Below are 16,218 nucleotides of genomic sequence, written 5' to 3'. Positions count from 1 at the left end.
CCAGTTTGTGTTTTCTTATGAGCAATTTTCATGCCCGAATTTACAAGCTTGCAAGGGGGATATCAGGTGGGCTTGCACCATGCCGGTGCGCGGCGGGATAGGGCGCGCGCCAGTAAAAAGGGCGGCCCGCAGGCCGCCCTCGTGCGCAAGGAGACTACGCTCAGGCTTCGGCGACGCGCTTGGCGATGTGCGCCAGCGCCTCTTCCACCTGGTCGATCAGGATCAGGCACAGGTCGCCTTCGCCCAGGCGCGCCAGGGCCTTGTCGATGGCGACGAACTCGCCGTTGATTTCATCGATATGGCTGGTGCGCTTGGCGCCGTCGAGGCCCTGGCGCAGCAGCGCCACCACTTCGCCGTCGGCGCGGCCGCGCTGGCATTGATCCTGGTACAGCAGCACGTCGTCGAAGGCGGCGCCGAGGATTTCCGTCTGCTGGCGGATGTCCTCGTCGCGGCGGTCGCCGGCGCCGCTGATGACCACCGAGCGGCGCTTGGCCGGCATGCTTTCCACGGCCTGCACCAGCGCCAGGATGGCGTCCGGATTGTGGCCATAGTCGGCGATCAGCGTGGCGCCACGATAGTCGAACACATTGAAGCGGCCCGGCGCGTTGTCGGCTTCATTGGCGAAGGTTTTCAGGCCCAGCGCGATGGTTTTCCAGTCCAGGCCCACGGCCCAGGCGGCGGCCAGCGAAGCCATGACGTTGTCGACCTGGAAGCCGATGGCGCCATTGCGCGTGATCGGCACCTGCGACAGGGCGATCTCGTGGCGTTCCTGGCCCTGCGCCGCGACCAGCTTGCCGTCTTCCACGAAGACCACGCGGTTGCCTTGCGCGCGGTGCGTGGCCATCACGGGATGCGTCTTGTCGGCGGCGAAGAAGGTCACCGTGCCGCTGCAGTTCTTGGCCATGCGGGCGACGGCCGGGTCGGTGGCGTTCAGGACGGCCACGCCGCTATCGGCCACGTTCTGCACGATCACGCGTTTCAATACCGCGAGGTCTTCCACGGTGGTGATGTAGTTCAGGCCCAGGTGGTCGCCGGCGCCGATATTCGTCACCACGGCGACCTGGCAGCGGTCGAAGGCCAGGCCTTCGCGCAGCATGCCGCCGCGCGCCGTCTCGAACACGGCCGCGTCCACGTCCGGGTGCAGCAGCACATTGCGCGCGCTGCGCGGGCCGCTGCAGTCGCCGCTGTCGATCTGGCGCCCTTCGATGTACACGCCATCGGTGTTCGTCATGCCGGTGCGCAGGCCCGAGGTGGTCAGCAGGTGGGCGATCAGGCGCACGGTGGTGGTCTTGCCGTTGGTGCCCGTGACGGCGACGACGGGAATGCGGCCATCGTCGCCTTCGGCGAACATGGCGGCGATGATGGCTTCGCCCACGGGGCGCGGCTTGCCGAACGACGGCGCCAGGTGCATGCGCAGGCCCGGCGCGGCGTTCACTTCGACGATGCCGCCATTCTGTTCTTCCAGCGGTTTCAATACGCTGTCGGAGACCACGTCCACGCCGCAGATGTCCAGGCCCACCATGTGCGCGGCGGCGACGGCGCGCGCCGCCACTTCCGGATGCACGTCGACGGTGACGTCGGTGGCCGAGCCGCCCGTCGACAGGTTGGCGTTATTGCGCAGGATGACGCGCTGGCCCACGGGCGGCACCGAGTCGGCCACATAGCCCTGCTTGGCCAGGCTGGCCAGGGCGATGTCGTCGAAGCGGATCTTCGTCAGCGAGGTGGCATGGCCGCTGCCGCGGCGCGGGTCGAGGTTGACCTGGTCGACCAGTTCGCGCACCGTGTGCTGGCCATCGCCCACCACTTGCGGCGGGTCGCGGCGGGCGGCGGCGACCATCTTGTTGCCGATGACGAGCAGGCGGAAATCGTGGCCCGGCAGATAGCGTTCGACGAGGATGTCGTCGCGGAATTCCTGCGCCGCGATGAAGCCGGCCGTCAATTGCTCGCGCGTGGTGATGTTCACGGTGACGCCCTTGCCCTGGTTGCCGTCCTTCGGCTTGACGACCACCGGCAGGCCGATCTCGCAGGCGGCCGCCCAGGCGTCGTCCGCGTCGACGACGACGCGGCCTTGCGGCACGGGCACGCCGGCCGAATCGAGCAGTTTTTTCGTCAGTTCCTTGTCCTGCGCGATGGCTTCGGCGATCGCGCTGGTGCCGTCCATTTCGGCGGCCTGGATCTTGCGTTGCTTGCTGCCCCAGCCGAACGTCACCAGGCTGCCTTCGGTCAGGCGGCGGAACGGGATGTTGCGCGCCACGGCGGCGTTGACGATGGCGCCCGTCGACGGACCCAGGCGCACGTCTTCATCGAGTTCCTGCAGCTGGTGCAGGGCCCCGGCCAGGTCGAACGGCGCGTCGGCCAGCGCGGCCTGGCACAGCTGCTGCGCCAGTTCCAGGGCCAGACGGCCGACGGCTTCTTCCGAGTATTCGACGACGACCTGGAAGATGCCCGTTTCCAGCGTCGGCGTGGTGCGGCTGAAGGTGACGGGGCAGCCGGCTTGCGCCTGCAGGCCCAGCGCCGCCAGTTCCAGCACCTGCGCCATCGGCGCGGCGTTGTAATTGCCCAGCGGTTGCAGCGGGCTCAGTTGCGGAAAGCGCGCGCGCAGGCGGGCTTCGAAGCCGGGCAGCTGGGCGATGTCGAGTTCCTGCGTGGTGCAGGAAACAATGGCTTCCACGGCGGTGTCGTGGCTCCAGAGGTTAGGGCCCCGCAAGGCCCGTACGCGAGATACTTCCATAATTAAACCGTAATCCTGTTGTGTTCTTGTGGGCCCGGCCGTAGCCGGGCTTTTACGTCAAATCAAACCATAGCGAGCGGATGGGAGGCTCGGCGCCCCCGCTGGCCCGAGAAGCGGCGCTGTGCGGATGCACAGTGAGCATCGGAGGCCGCAAATCGCGACGCGCAGTAGGTTTGGTTTGACCTCCCTGGTTTTCAGTTGCCGATGCAGCCGGGGGCCGCGTCGAAGGTGCGCAGGCCCGCGCAAATGAGGTCGACGGGCAGGTTCAGGGCCCAGGCGGCGGCGGCCACGGCCAGCACGCTGTCGACATTGCCGGCCGTGGCCGGTTTCAGCAGGTCCAGGCACAGCAAGACCGTTTCGATGCCGCCTTCGGCCAGCACGATGTGGTTGCCGCGCACGAAGGCGGCGCGCTGGCCGCCGGCCAGCTGCGCCGCGACGGCGGGCAGGCTGCCATCCTGCGCGTACAGGGTCACCGTGCCGTCGCACAGTTCGGCCAGTTCCAGCACTTGCGGATGGGCGGCATTGAGCACGGCCACGCCGCTTGGCACGACCACGTCGACCTGGCTGCGCACGACCTTGTACAGGCCGGCGTCGTCGAGCACGTCGAAATCCTTCACGCTCTCTATACTGCCCATGTCCGTGACGATGCCGACCTGGCATTTGTCATAGGCCAGGCCCTCGGCCAGGATCATGCGCGGATTGCTCTCGAACAGGGCCGTCTGCACGGTGCGGTTGAGCAGCAAACGCTGGCCCGCGTCCCAGTTCACGCAATCGCTGCTGACGACGCGGCGCTGGTCCAGGTACATGCCTTCGCTGCAGACGGCGCCCGTGTGCAGGCCCGACAGGTTGAGCAGTTTGCACAGCATGCGCACGATCAGGCTGGTGCCGCGCGTGCCCGTCACGCCGATCAGCGGAATGCGGCCCGTTTCATCCTGCGTAAACAGGTGGTCGACGATGGCCGCGCCGACAGGGCGCGGCTGGCCCACGCCCGGCTTGATATGCGCCAGCAGGCCGGGGCTGGCATTGACTTCGATGATGGCGCCGCGCTGCTCTTCCAGGGGACGGGTAATATCCTTCGTCACCAGGTCGATGCCGGCGATATCGAGGCCGACGACCCTGGCGGCCAGCAGGGCCGCGTGCACGACGGAAGGGTGCACGTCGTCCGTGACGTCGATGGCCACGTTGCCGTTCGGCTGGATCAGCACTTTCTGGCCCGCCTGCGGCACGGACAGGGCCGTCATGCCCTGGCGCTGCAGTTCGAGGATGATCTCGCCCGATTCGTGCGGCTTGACGGTGCCCAGCGGGAAATCTTCGCCTTCGCCGCGGCGCGGGTCGGTATTGATCTGCGTGTTCACCAGTTCCAGCACGCTGGAGGTGCCGTCGCCGTCGACCCACAGCGATTCGCCCTTGGCGGCCGCGATCAGCTTGTTGCCGACGACGAGCAGGCGGTGCTCGTCGCCCGTGATGAAGCTTTCCACCAGCACGGCCGAGCTGTCGCCCTTGCGCGCGGCCAGTTCGTAGGCCGCCTTCACGTCGCTTTCCGTCATCAGGTTCAGCGACACGCCGCGGCCGTGGTTGCCGTCATATGGCTTGACGACGACGGGCACGCCGATGTCCTGCGCCTCTTCCCAGGCCGCTTCGGCGCTGCGCACCAGGCTGCCTTCAGGCACGCGCACGCCGCACGATTTGAGCAGGAATTTGGTGAGATCCTTGTCGCTGGCGATGCCTTCGGCGATCGCGCTGGTGCGGTCCGTTTCGGCCGTCCAGATGCGGCGCTGCGCGGCGCCGTGGCCCAGCTGCACCAGGTTGCCGTCGTTCAGGCGCAGGGAAGGGATGCGGCGCTCGGTGGCCGCGTCGACGATGCTGGCCGTGCTCGGGCCCAGGCAGCGCGCGTCGACCATGTCGCGCAGCGGCGCCAGGGCCGCTTCCAGATCGTAGGCTTCATCGTTGATGGCGGCCATCAGCAGCGTGCGCGCGGCGGCCAGGGCGGCGCGGCCCACGTGCTCTTCGCGCGTGCGGAAGGCCATCTTGTAGACGCCGCGCTGGCTGGTCGAGCGCGTCTGGCCGAAGCCCGTGCGCATGCCGGCCAGGTTTTGCAGTTCCAGCACCACGTGTTCGAGGATGTGGGCCGACCACGTGCCTTCGCGCAGGCGCTCGAAAAAGCCGCCCCGTTCGCCCACACCGCAGCGGTGCTCGATCATGCCGGGCAGCCAGGCGACGAGCCGCTCGTACAGGCCGGGCAGGGTGTTCGATGGGTAATCTTCCAGTTCGCCGATGTCGACCCAGGCTTCAATCACCGGACGGTAAGTCCAGATGTTGGGGCCGCGCAAGTGGGTGACGCGGACGAATTCGATGTTCTTCTTCTTGATCATGTAAGTGGTTTCTTGATAACAAGCCAGGCGTCTGGGCGCCAGATACTTTATGTTGGCTTTACAGAGTCTTTTCAGGCTCGTGCTTGGTTCTTTATCCCGGGTATGCGCAGTGTGCCACTTTTAGCGGCCTCTTGTCGCGTTTGCTTCTCGTATTCTGCTGGTGTTGTCATTCTAATTGTTACTAAATGTTGCCATTCTTACTAAAAAAACACCATCTTCGTGGCTGGGTGGAGACATTTGCGCGGCGGCCAGCTGTTGTATACTGCAGCCCTTGCGCCGCGTTGCAAAAGCGCCGCGCCTGCCTGGCACTTGCTGCCGCGCCCCGGCGTTTTTTTGCGCCATTTTGCTATCCATTCCTTACTGACAAGCATCCATTCGATACAATACAGGAAATTGCCACTGGTGCATCACCCCGCCATCGCGCAGTACACAAACATTGATCGGGCACTTGCCCCATCCCCCAAATCCCGCCCTTTGATGGGCTTGGCCTCGAGCCGGAGTATGCTTTACGATGACAACTGAACTGAGTGTTCCTGCAACAACTACCCCCCTCGCTTCCCAGCCGGCGCCTGTGGCAGAAGCCTGGCTGGCGGAAGTGGAAAAGAATCTTTCTCCAGGGGAGAACGTTTTAAGTAGCGTTGAGGTTGACCTCGATGCGCGATTACGTTTCACAAAAGGCATAATAGTTGTTACCGAGCAGCGCCTGCTGGCCCGTTCGCCGGGCGAAAGCGCGTGGAAAAGCTGGTCTTTCCGCCCCGGACTGCGCCTGACGCACCATGACCACGCCGGGGTCGGCCACCTGGAACTGTTCGACGACCACGGCCGCCTGGCCTCGTGGCGCTTCACCCTGGGCCAGAACCTGCATGCCATCCGCGTGCTGGAACAGTTCGTCGAGCGCCTCGACAGCCACCTGACGGGCCAGCCCGTGCTGGAAGCGGAGCAGGAAGTGTGCCCCAGCTGCAAGGCGCCACTGGAGCCGGAGCAGGAAGAATGCCCGATCTGCGCCAAGGTGCTGCATACGCCGCCGTCGACCTGGACCCTGTTCCGCCTGTGGCGCTTCGCCCATCCCTACCGCGGCCAGCTGGCCCTGGGCTTCCTGCTGATGCTGCTGAGCACGGCCGCGCACATGATTCCGCCCTACCTGACGGCGCCGCTGATGGACAATGTGCTGATTCCGTATCAAAACGGCAAGCACATCGATCCGTGGCTGGTGGTGTACTACATGAGCGGCTTGCTCGGTTCGGCCCTGCTGGCCTGGCTGCTGGGCTGGGGCAAGACCTATGTGCTGGCCCTGGTGTCCGAACGCATGGGCGCCGACTTGCGCTCGGCCACGTATGAACACCTGATGAAACTGTCGCTGGAATTTTTCGGCGGCAAGCGCACGGGCGACCTGATGGCGCGCATCGGCAGCGGCAGCGACCGCATCTGCGTCTTCCTCTCGCTGCATTTGCTCGATTTCGCCTCCGACGTGCTGATGATCATCATGACGGGCGTCATTTTGTGGTCGATGAACCCGTGGCTGGCCATCATGACCCTGGCGCCGCTGCCCTTCATCGCCTGGATGATCCACCTGGTGCGCGACCGCCTGCGCACGGGCTTTGAAAAGATCGACCGCGTGTGGAGCGAAGTGACCAACGTGCTGGCCGATACCATCCCCGGCATTCGTGTAGTCAAGGCGTTTGCGCAGGAAAAACGCGAAGCGGCCCGCTTCCGCGACGCCAACGCGCACAACCTGGCCGTCAACGACAAGCTCAATAAAGTCTGGTCGCTGTTCTCGCCCACCGTGTCCTTCCTGACGGAGATGGGCTTGCTGGTCATCTGGTGCTTCGGCATCTGGCAGCTGTCGCGCGGCGAAATCACCGTCGGCGTGCTGACCGCCTTCATCGCCTACAGCACGCGCTTCTATGGTCGCCTCGACTCGATGAGCCGCATCGTCTCCGTGACGCAGAAATCGGCCTCCGCCGCCAAGCGCATCTTCGACATCCTCGACCACGTGTCGAGCGTGCCGGAGCCGGCGCAGCCCGTCAAACTGGAGAAGGTCGAAGGCCGCATCGATTTGCGCGAAGTCGGTTTCCGCTATGGCAACCGCGCCGTCAACCGCGGCATCACGCTGAACATCAAGGCGGGCGAGATGATCGGCCTGGTGGGCCACAGCGGTTCCGGCAAGAGCACGCTGGTCAACCTGATCTGCCGCTTCTACGACGTCTCGGAAGGCGCGATCCTGCTCGATGGCGTCGACATCCGCTCGTTCGCCGTGTCCGACTACCGCCGCAATATCGGCCTGGTGCTGCAGGAGCCGTTCCTGTTCTTCGGCACCATCGCGGAAAATATCGCCTACGGCAAGCCGCACGCGACGCGCCAGGAGATCATCGCCGCCGCGCGCGCCGCGCATGCGCATGAATTCATCCTGCGCCTGCCGCAAGGCTACGATTCGATGGTGGGCGAGCGCGGCCAGGGTCTGTCCGGCGGCGAACGCCAGCGCATCTCGATCGCCCGCGCGCTCTTGATCGACCCGCGCATCCTGATCATGGATGAAGCCACGTCGTCGGTGGACTCGGAAACGGAAAAAGAGATTCAAAAGGCGCTGGACAACCTGGTGCAGGGCCGCACGACGATCGCCATCGCGCACAGGCTGTCGACCCTGCACCGGGCCGACCGCCTGGTGGTGCTGGACCGCGGCCAGGTCGTCGAAGTGGGCAGCCACGATGAACTGATGGCGAAAGAGGGCGCCTATTTCCGCCTCTACGAAGCACAGGCGCGCAATAACGAACTCGCCCTGGATGACAAGGAATAAGCATGGCCAGCACAACTTTTACATTACACCGCGACCCTTTCGGCAAGCTGGTGATGACCGACGCGGACGGCCAGGTCTTTGAAGGCGTGGCGCCCGTGCGCGCCTTTCCCATCCAGTCGCCCGACGAAGGCATCTCGCTGGTGCTGGGCAATGGCAAGGAAGTGGCGTGGATCGACCATGTCGACGCCTTGCCGGAGCCGGCGCGCAGCCTGCTGCAGGAAGAGCTGGAAGGGCGCGAATTCATGCCGGAAATCGCGCGCGTGAAAAGCGTGAGCAGTTTTGCCACGCCGTGCACCTGGCATGTCGACACGGACCGCGGCGAGACGCAGTTCGTGCTGAAGGGCGAGGAAGACATCCGCCGCATCGGCGCCACGTCGCTCTTGATCGCCGACAACCACGGCATCCACTTTTTGATACGCGACATGTTCAATATCGACAAGACGACGCGCAAGATTTTGGATCGCTTCCTGTAAGCGATGCAACAATCAAGAACGGCGCCTTCACGGCGCCGTTTTTTTACTTCTGTTTATGTGCCTCATATTGCCTGCGTATCGAAACCATCTGGTCTTTCATGCAGGACAGCAGGGTATCGCGATCCTCATCCGCGAGTTCTTGCGAAAACTCGATGATGGTCTGGCGCCGCTGGTGCGGGTACTCGATGGTAAGCTGCATCGCTTGGCCTCCGATCAGATTCCACAACTGCCGGGTGGTCTGTATGAGATCGGCCGTGCCGGCCATGTGTCCCGGTTTGCCGGACGCCTGGATGTCCCGCGCCTGCACCGCTTCGCCGTTGTCCTTCCTGGCGATCCGGAATCCCGTCGGACGCGGCAGTTCTGTCTGCTTTCCTGCCGGCTTTGGCGTGGCTGGATCACTCAGTTGCCCTGCATCGATGTGGCCGCTGAATGTAGATGCTGAAACATAGAACTGGAATTCATAGGTTTCAAGTTTCTTGTCGATGACTACTGCAGCGGTGGCGTCCACCCCGCAGATGTCAACACCGTTTGCATCGTTTTGCACTAACGGCTTTAGCAACATGTAGATGGGAGTGGCGGTGGTTTGTGCCAGCGCCGGCACTGACAAGCCCAATGCCAGGGCGAAAGGGATGCTGTGAAGTAGGTTCATGTATTGTTCTTGAAATGAACGGCGGACCCGGTGGCCCGCCGGTAGGTGCCCGAGATTTACTGAAACGCCACTTCCGCAAAACTGCGCAACTTGCGGCTGTGCAGCCGGTCCACGCCCTGGCGGCGCAGCAGTTCCACGGCGCGGATGCCGATGCGCAGGTGCTGGTCGACGCGCTCGCGGTAGAAGTGGTTGGCCATGCCGGGCAGCTTGATCTCACCGTGCAGCGGCTTGTCGCTGACGCACAGCAGGGTGCCGTAGGGCACGCGGAAACGGAAGCCGTTGGCGGCGATCGTCGCGCTTTCCATGTCCAGCGCGATGGCGCGGCTCTGGCTGAAGCGGCGCTCCGGCGTGCGCTGCGGCAGCAGTTCCCAGTTGCGGTTGTCCGTGCTGGCCACCGTCCCCGTGCGCATGATGTGTTTCAAGTCATGCCCCGTCAGCTGGGTGATTTCCGCCACGGCCGTTTGCAGCGCCTGCTGGATTTCCGCCAGCGGCGGGATCGGCACCCACAGCGGCAAGTCTTCGTCGAGCACGTGGTCTTCGCGCACATAGGCATGCGCCAGCACGTAGTCGCCCAGGCTTTGCGTGGTGCGCAGACCCGCGCAGTGGCCCAGCATCAGCCAGGCGTGCGGGCGCAGCACGGCGATGTGGTCGGTGATGGTCTTGGCATTGGCCGGTCCCACGCCGATATTGACCATTGTGATGCCGCTGCCGTCCGCGCGCAGCAAATGGTAGGCGGGCATCTGCGGCAGGCGTGGCGGGGCGGCGCCCAGCGCATCCTCGCTTTCCACCGTCTGGCCCACGCGGCGCGTGACCACGTTGCCCGGTTCGACGAAGGCGATGTAGCCGTCGTCGTCCGACGGCGCGGCGGCGTCGGGCGCGCGGTCCATCAGGGCGTGGCCCAGGCGGATGAATTCGTCGATGTAGAACTGGTAGTTGGTGAACAGGACGAAGTTCTGGAAGTGCTGCGGCGAGGTGCCGCTGTAGTGACGCAGGCGCTGCAGCGAATAATCCACGCGCGGGCCCGTGAACAGGGCCAGCGGCTGCGCTTCGCCGTGCGCCGGTTCGTGCGTGCCGTTGGCGATGCCGTCGTCCATGGCCGACAGGTCGGGCAGGTCGAACAGGTCGCGCATGGCCAGGCGGCGGCCCGCATCCATATTGCCTTCGATGTGGTCATGCTCGGCGAACGAGAAATGCACGGGAATCGGCTGCGCGCTGACGCCCACTTCCAGGTGCACCTTCTGGCCCCGGTTATGGTTTTTCAGCAGCAGGGTGAACTGGTCGAGGTAGTAGTCGCCAAACAGATCGGGGCGCGTCAGGGTGGTTTCAAACACGCCGGGACCGGCGACAAAGCCGTAGGCCAGCGGCGAGTCGGCGCGCGCCACGGTGTCGGTCTGGATGCGCACGAAGGGATAGCAGGCGCGCACGCGCTCGTGCATGTCTTCGCCGGCGACAAAGCGCTGCAGCGCATCGCGCAAGTGTTCGATGCTGCTGCGGTAGATGGCTTGCACTTGGGCCAAAGCCAGGCGTGGATCGTCGAAGCGGGAGGAGGCGATGAAGGGGGGCGTAAGCAAGCGGATTCTCCTTGTAGCGGTTCGTGCATACCATTGTAAGGCAGCGGGGCAACTCTTGTCGGTGCATCTCGGGGCGCTTGACGGATTCAAATAGAATCTGTATTCTATTTGAATGGTCAGACTTGCTAAATTCAACGAAAACAACTTCATCGACAGCGCGATCGCCGTCGCCGCCCAGTGCGGCGTCGGTGCCGTGTCGATGGCCGCCATCGCCGTCAAGGCCGGGGCGCCCATCGGTTCCGTGTATCACCGCTTCGATTCGCGCAACGCCATCCTGGCGCGCGCCTGGCTGCGCGTGAAAAGCGACTTCCGCGAGGAAGTGGCCAGCCGCTGGCTGGGCGGCGACACCTGGGCCGGCGTGCATGGCTTGCTGGACTGGTGCCGGCGCAAGCCCGTGTATGCGCGCTTCCTGCTGCAATGCGCGGACAGTCCCGATTTCAACGGTGGCATCAGCGAGGAGCTGGCCGCCGCCGTGGAAGAGGAGCAGGCGGCGCTCGATGCCTGCTTCGCCCGCTGCGCCGAAGCCATGCCGTCCACCACGGAGCTGGACCTCGATCACATGCTGCTCAAATTCGTGCTGATCGACGCCCCCGTGGCCGTCGTCAAGCCTTACCTGACGCAGGAGCGGCCGATACCGGCCAGCGTCGACGCCATGCTGCGCGCCTCGCACGATGCCGTGCGCGGCTGGGCCGCCCATACCACCACACATTAACAAAGAAAAGAATCCCCATGCGCTATTCCACCCAGCTTGAACACGGCAAGAAAATCCCCCTGCACGATGAAGAAGGCTTCATCGGCATGCGTGCGGCCGGCCGCATCGCCGCCGACACGCTCGATTACATCACGCCTTTCGTGAAGCCCGGCGTGTCGACGGCCAAGCTCGACGCCCTGTGCGAGGAGTTCATGCGCGCCGCCGGCGCAATCCCCGGCACCATCGACTACCACGGCTACAAGCACGCCAGCTGCATCTCCGTCAACCACGTGGTCACGCACGGCATCCCGTCCGAGACCAAGATCCTGAAGGTGGGCGATATCCTGAACATCGACGTGACGCCGAAGTTCAACGGCTGGTTCGGCGACACCAGCCGCACCTTCAAGGTGGGCGCCGTGTCCATCCTGGCCAACCGCCTGGTCAACACGGCGTATGACGCCATGATGGCCGGCATTCACACCGTGCGCCCGGGCGCGACCCTGGGCGACGTGGGCGCCGCCATCGAGGCGGTGGCCAAGGCGCAGGGCTTTTCGTCCGTGCGCGACTTCTGCGGCCATGGCGTGGGCCAGGTCTTCCACGACACGCCGCAAGTGCTGCACTACGGCCGCGCCGGCACGGGCATCGTGCTGGAACCGGGGATGATCTTCACGATCGAACCGATGCTCAACGTGGGCAGCTACCAGGTCAAGGTCTTGCCGGACAAATGGACGACGGTGACGAAAGACCGCTCGCTGTCGGCGCAGTTCGAGCACTCGCTGGCCGTGACGGAAACGGGCTTTGAAATCTTCACCCTGACCGGCTTGCCGGACCCGCTGGTCTGAGATGCACAGCGCCAGCCTGACGCAGCGCCTGCTGGACAAATGCCGGTGCGATCCGCAAGACGCGCTGCAGCAGGTGGCGCTGGCCGTGCTGCAGCAGGAAGGCATTCGCGACGACAGCGTGCTGCGTGCCGAGCGCATCGCGGCCCTGGCGCCGCCCGTCGCCGCCATGGTGCTGCTGGCCGAGTGGCTGGCCTACGCGGAGTGGGAAGGTTTTGACAGCGCCCTGTATGCGCATCCCGATGCGGTGGCGGCGCTGCTCGCCAATCAATTGCAGCTGCCCGATATCGCCGACAACCTGCTGCGCTTGCGCGACGCGGCGCTGTTCGAGGCGCAGCGCCCCGCGCTGGCGGCGGCCGCCGTGCGGTTCATCGAGCGCCACATCACGCTGTTTCCCGTCTAGCAGGCTGGGTCTTACAATAGCGGCAAGCACTGTTGCCCCATTTTGAAGACTTCCGCATGAGCGATTTTCCCGAAGATATCTACACCGAGCCGTCCGCCGACGTGCACACCCTGAACAACCTGGGCCCCTTGACCGGCATGGCCGGCATCTGGACGGGCACGCGCGGCCTGGACGTCAAGCCGAAGGCCGACGGCCCGCGCAAGCAGGCCTTCGTCGAGCGCATCGAACTGCAGCCGATCGACCCCGTCACCAACGGCCCGCAGCTGTTCTACGGCTTGCGCTACTACATCCACATCACCAAGCCGGACCAGGTCAAAACGTATCATGAGCAGGTGGGCTACTGGCTGTGGGAGCCGGCCACGGGCGCCGTGATCCAGACCCTGGCCATCCCGCGCGGCCAGATTGCCATGGCCTCGGGCACGACGACGGCGGACGCCACCAGTTTCGAACTGGTGGCCAGGCGCGATTCGACGGCCTACGGCATCTGCTCGAACCCCTTTCTCGAACACGCGTTCACCACGGTGGAATACCGCATCAAGGTCGACATCCACGCGGACGGCAGCTGGGGCTACGACGAGGACACGGTGATGCTCATTCGCGGCAAGGATGAACCGTTCCACCACACGGACCGCAACCTGCTGACGAAAATCGGCGAGCCGACGCCGAACCCGATGGCCTTGCAGGCGCTGGCGGCGGTGTAAAAATCAAAAAGCGGCGACTTTTGCCGCCGCTCTGCTGGAGCGCCTGAAAAATGCCCAGGGCTAGGCGCGTTGCCGCAGGCAGTAAGAACGTACGGCCAGGCAACGCAACAACGCCATGGACTTTTCTCAAGTCTTTTGCCGCCGCTCTGCTGGAGCGCCTGAAAAATGCCCAGGGCTAGGCGCGTGGCCGCAGGCAGTACGAACGTACGGCCAGGCAACGCAGCAACGCCATGGGCTTTTCTCAGGTCTTTTGCCGCCGCTCTGCTGGAGCGCCTGAAAAATGCCCAGGGCTAGGCGCGTTGCCGCAGGCAGTACGAACGTACGGCCAGGCAACGCAACAACGCCATGGGCTTTTCTCAGGTCTTTTTGCCGCCGCTCTGCTGGAGCGCCTGAAAAATGCCCAGGGCTAGGCGCGTTGCCGCAGGCAGTACGAACGTACGGCCAGGCAACGCAACAACGCCATGGGCTTTTTCTCAGGTGCTCCTTAAGGTTTGCCTTGCGCCAGCGCCTTGATGGCGCGCTCCTCGCCCATGGCGGCGGCGATCTTCCAGCGCTGCATGGCGCTGGCGCGGTCCGGGCGCTTCAATCCCGCGCCTTCCCAGTCCATCAGGCCCAGGTTGTAGATGTCGCCGGCGCTGCCCTTGTCGGCGGCCAGGGTGAACCACTTGCGCGCTTCCTTGTGGTTGACGGGGATTTGGTAGCCGCGCACGTTGTACAGGCCCAGCAGATGCATGGCTTGCGCATTGCCCTTGCCGGCCGCCTGCTTCAGCAGGTCGAGGCCGCGCGCCATGTTGCGCGGTTCCTGCCAGCCCTCGGCCAGCATCACGCCCTTCGCCGCCAGCGCATAGCTGTCGCCCTTCACCAGGCCCTTGCCGACCAGGGGCTTGGCGGCCAGCTGGCGCGCTTCGCGCTGCTGCGCCGTCGGCGCCGTGACAGGACCGGGCTGGCCTTCGCCCATCAGCTGCATCCAGCCATACAGGCCGTATGCGCTGGCGTCGCCCTTGCCGACCAGGCTTTCCAGCATGGCCAGCGCCTGCACCTTGTCGCCGTTCTCATACAGCTTGACGGCTTTCGGCGTGCTGGCGTCGGGCGCGGGCACGGCCGCCGCATGCGGCGCGACGGGCGCCGACGCCAAGGCCGCCTGCACCGGCGGCGCGGGCGGGCGCACGCGCGTGGGCAAGCCATAGCTGGCGGCCAGCACGGCCAGGCTGGCGGGAGCGAGGATCAGCACCTGCGCCAGCTGGTTGCGGCGGCCCTTGCCGGCGATCTGCATGGCGCGCAGCGCCTGCTGTTCGCCACCGAGCGCCTCGCTCAGCACGGCTTTCACCTTGCGGTTGAACAGCCAGTAGCCGGCGCCCGTGACGAGCAAGCCGGCGACGGCCGCCATGCCGCGTCCGGCGAAGAACCAGGTGGCGATGGCGGCGGCCAGCGCGGCCAGCGCGCTTTTCCACCAGAACTGCTTGGCCAGCCGCGTGTAGACCTGGCGCAGCGCGCCCAGCACGCAGGTGCGCACATTTTGCGCATACTCGGCGGAGACGACGTCGACGTGCGCGTGGGCCGCGTCGCCGCTGAGGACGGACTCGATCACGTCCGCATTCAGTTCCGAGGCGGCCACGTCGCGCAGCGGCGCCAGCAAGCCTTGCACGTGGGCCGAGAACAGGCCGTCGTCGGCGCTGCCCGCCAGCGCGTCGCTGAGCGCCTTGAGGTCGCCGCGCAGCAGCTTTTCCACGATGTCGTCGAGGGTCAGCCAGCGCAGGTCGGTGCCATACGCCACCAGGTGGTGCTTTTTAGCGTTGCAGGCCGCGTCCAGGCGCACGATGCGCAGCTTGCCGGCATACAGGGCGTCGACTTCCTGGGGCTGGTCTTCATTGTAAATGCTCACTTTCGCCAGGCCCAGGCTGCTGGCTATGGCGGCCAGTGCGTGCACGCTCTCCTTGTCGCGGATGCGGCGCGCGTCGTCGGGCGCCTGCTTGGGCAGGCTGACGCTGTAGCCGGGCGCCACGTGCACGTCGACCCACGCCGCCTTGCCCACCTTGCCGGAACCGTCGCAGGGGTTGCAGAGCAGATCGCCGACGCCGCCGCAGGTGCGGCACGTCACCTTGCCGCTGGCGCGGCAGGTGCCGCAATTGATGTTGCCGGAGCCGTGGCAGCTGTTGCACGTGACCTTGCCGAAGCTGCAATGGTAGCAATTGCGGTGTTCGGTGCGGTACTGGGGCCGCGTCTCGCTGTGGTAGCTGGTGTGCGAGCTGCCGTTGCTGTAGGTGGTAGTGGGCACTTGCACCGTCACGTAATCGGTGACTTGCTCGGCCACCGTGCCGCTGCCGCTGCAATACGAGCACGACACCTTGCCGCTGCCGTAGCAGCCGTAGGCGTCGCAGCTGACGGTGCGCCCACCGTGGCAGCTCCAGCACGTTTCCGTCGTCGCGCCGTGGCAGGTATGGCAGCCGATGCGGCCCTTGCCATGGCAGTTGTTGCAGGTGTCCAGGTGCCAGTGCTTGACGGCATGCGGCAGGTAGAGGCCCGCCGCGACGCCATTGTAGGCCTGGCCCGGCTGGCGCAAGGCGTTGTCCAGCTTGGCCGCTGCGCGGCGCAGGCGCTCCTTTTCCTGCGCGTGAGCGAGCGCTCCCACTTCATGCGCGCCGCAGCGGCAGTCGCTGCCCGACGGGGTGAAGTAGCCGTTGATGACGCGCTGCTCGAAGCGCGCTTCCAGCGCGTAGTTGGCTTGCAAGGAAAAATCCTGCAAGACATCTTCCTCGGCCAGAGGCGTGATGTCGTGCGGCTCGAAGCGCGTCTTGTCCTGCACCAGGGTGCGCAGCTTGCCCAGCACGGTGGGGGGGCTGCCGTCCGTCTTTTCCTTGTCGAGCCTGATGGGCGCCGTCGCGGCCGTCTCTGTCACCGGCGGCGCATCCTCGCTGCCTGGGGTGTCATGGGCCGTTTCAGTGCTGGAATTCATGCGCGCGTCCTTTTGCTCTCTGGAAAGATGTTTGAATTTTA

Annotated in this window: 11 protein-coding genes; 6 read left to right on the top strand and 5 right to left on the bottom strand. The window is 65.2% G+C overall.

The genetic code is table 11. The features are described from left to right. Positions 1–160 precede the first annotated feature (160 nt). Both cphA (BM193_RS03705) and cphA (BM193_RS03700) read right to left on the bottom strand, forming a co-directional pair. Positions 161–2,731 (bottom strand): cyanophycin synthetase, encoded by a 2,571-nt coding sequence (gene cphA / locus BM193_RS03705; RefSeq protein ID WP_092795472.1) that lies wholly within the window; start codon positions 2,729–2,731, stop codon positions 161–163. A 194-nt stretch (positions 2,732–2,925) separates the two neighbouring features. Further along, positions 2,926–5,103 carry a cyanophycin synthetase gene (gene cphA / locus BM193_RS03700; RefSeq protein ID WP_092795470.1) on the bottom strand — a complete coding sequence of 726 codons (2,178 nt, stop codon included), beginning with the start codon at positions 5,101–5,103 and terminating at the stop codon, positions 2,926–2,928. Between the two features lie 511 nt (positions 5,104–5,614). Here cphA (BM193_RS03700) and BM193_RS03695 point away from each other — a divergent pair. Then, positions 5,615–7,897 carry a cyanophycin metabolism-associated ABC transporter gene (locus tag BM193_RS03695; RefSeq protein ID WP_092795469.1) on the top strand — a complete coding sequence of 761 codons (2,283 nt, stop codon included), beginning with the start codon at positions 5,615–5,617 and terminating at the stop codon, positions 7,895–7,897. 2 nt (positions 7,898–7,899) lie between these two features. Beyond that, positions 7,900–8,370: a cyanophycin metabolism-associated DUF1854 family protein gene (locus BM193_RS03690; protein WP_092795467.1), complete on the top strand. Its 471-nt coding sequence runs from the start codon at positions 7,900–7,902 to the stop codon at positions 8,368–8,370. A gap of 43 nt (positions 8,371–8,413) precedes the next feature. Here BM193_RS03690 and BM193_RS03685 read toward each other — a convergent pair whose 3' ends face one another. Both BM193_RS03685 and BM193_RS03680 read right to left on the bottom strand, forming a co-directional pair. Further along, positions 8,414–9,019, bottom strand: coding sequence for a hypothetical protein (locus BM193_RS03685; RefSeq protein WP_092795465.1), 606 nt, complete (start codon positions 9,017–9,019; stop codon positions 8,414–8,416). A gap of 56 nt (positions 9,020–9,075) precedes the next feature. Further along, positions 9,076–10,590 carry an AMP nucleosidase gene (locus BM193_RS03680; protein ID WP_092795463.1) on the bottom strand — a complete coding sequence of 505 codons (1,515 nt, stop codon included), beginning with the start codon at positions 10,588–10,590 and terminating at the stop codon, positions 9,076–9,078. A 112-nt stretch (positions 10,591–10,702) separates the two neighbouring features. Between BM193_RS03680 and BM193_RS03675 the strand changes: the two genes are divergently transcribed. Genes BM193_RS03675 through BM193_RS03660 form a run of 4 tightly spaced genes read left to right on the top strand, consistent with a single transcriptional unit; the run spans position 10,703 to position 13,224 of the window. Further along, a complete protein-coding gene (locus tag BM193_RS03675; RefSeq protein ID WP_092795460.1) occupies positions 10,703–11,302 on the top strand; it encodes a TetR/AcrR family transcriptional regulator in 600 nt (199 codons plus the stop codon). Positions 11,303–11,319: 17 nt separating this feature from the next. Then, a complete protein-coding gene (gene map, locus BM193_RS03670; RefSeq protein ID WP_092795458.1) occupies positions 11,320–12,123 on the top strand; it encodes a type I methionyl aminopeptidase in 804 nt (267 codons plus the stop codon). A 1-nt stretch (position 12,124) separates the two neighbouring features. Beyond that, positions 12,125–12,523, top strand: coding sequence for a hypothetical protein (locus BM193_RS03665; RefSeq protein ID WP_092795456.1), 399 nt, complete (start codon positions 12,125–12,127; stop codon positions 12,521–12,523). Between the two features lie 56 nt (positions 12,524–12,579). Further along, positions 12,580–13,224, top strand: coding sequence for an FABP family protein (locus tag BM193_RS03660; protein WP_092795454.1), 645 nt, complete (start codon positions 12,580–12,582; stop codon positions 13,222–13,224). A gap of 484 nt (positions 13,225–13,708) precedes the next feature. Here the strand turns inward: BM193_RS03660 and BM193_RS03655 are convergent, their stop codons facing one another. Continuing rightward, positions 13,709–16,177, bottom strand: a complete 2,469-nt coding sequence (locus BM193_RS03655) for a tetratricopeptide repeat protein (protein ID WP_092795452.1) — start codon at positions 16,175–16,177, stop codon at positions 13,709–13,711. Positions 16,178–16,218 lie beyond the last annotated feature (41 nt).

It is taken from the genome of Janthinobacterium sp. 344 (genome assembly GCF_900112025.1).
Lineage (GTDB): Bacteria > Pseudomonadota > Gammaproteobacteria > Burkholderiales > Burkholderiaceae_D > Janthinobacterium.
This window is presented reverse-complemented; position numbering and strand designations above follow the sequence as displayed.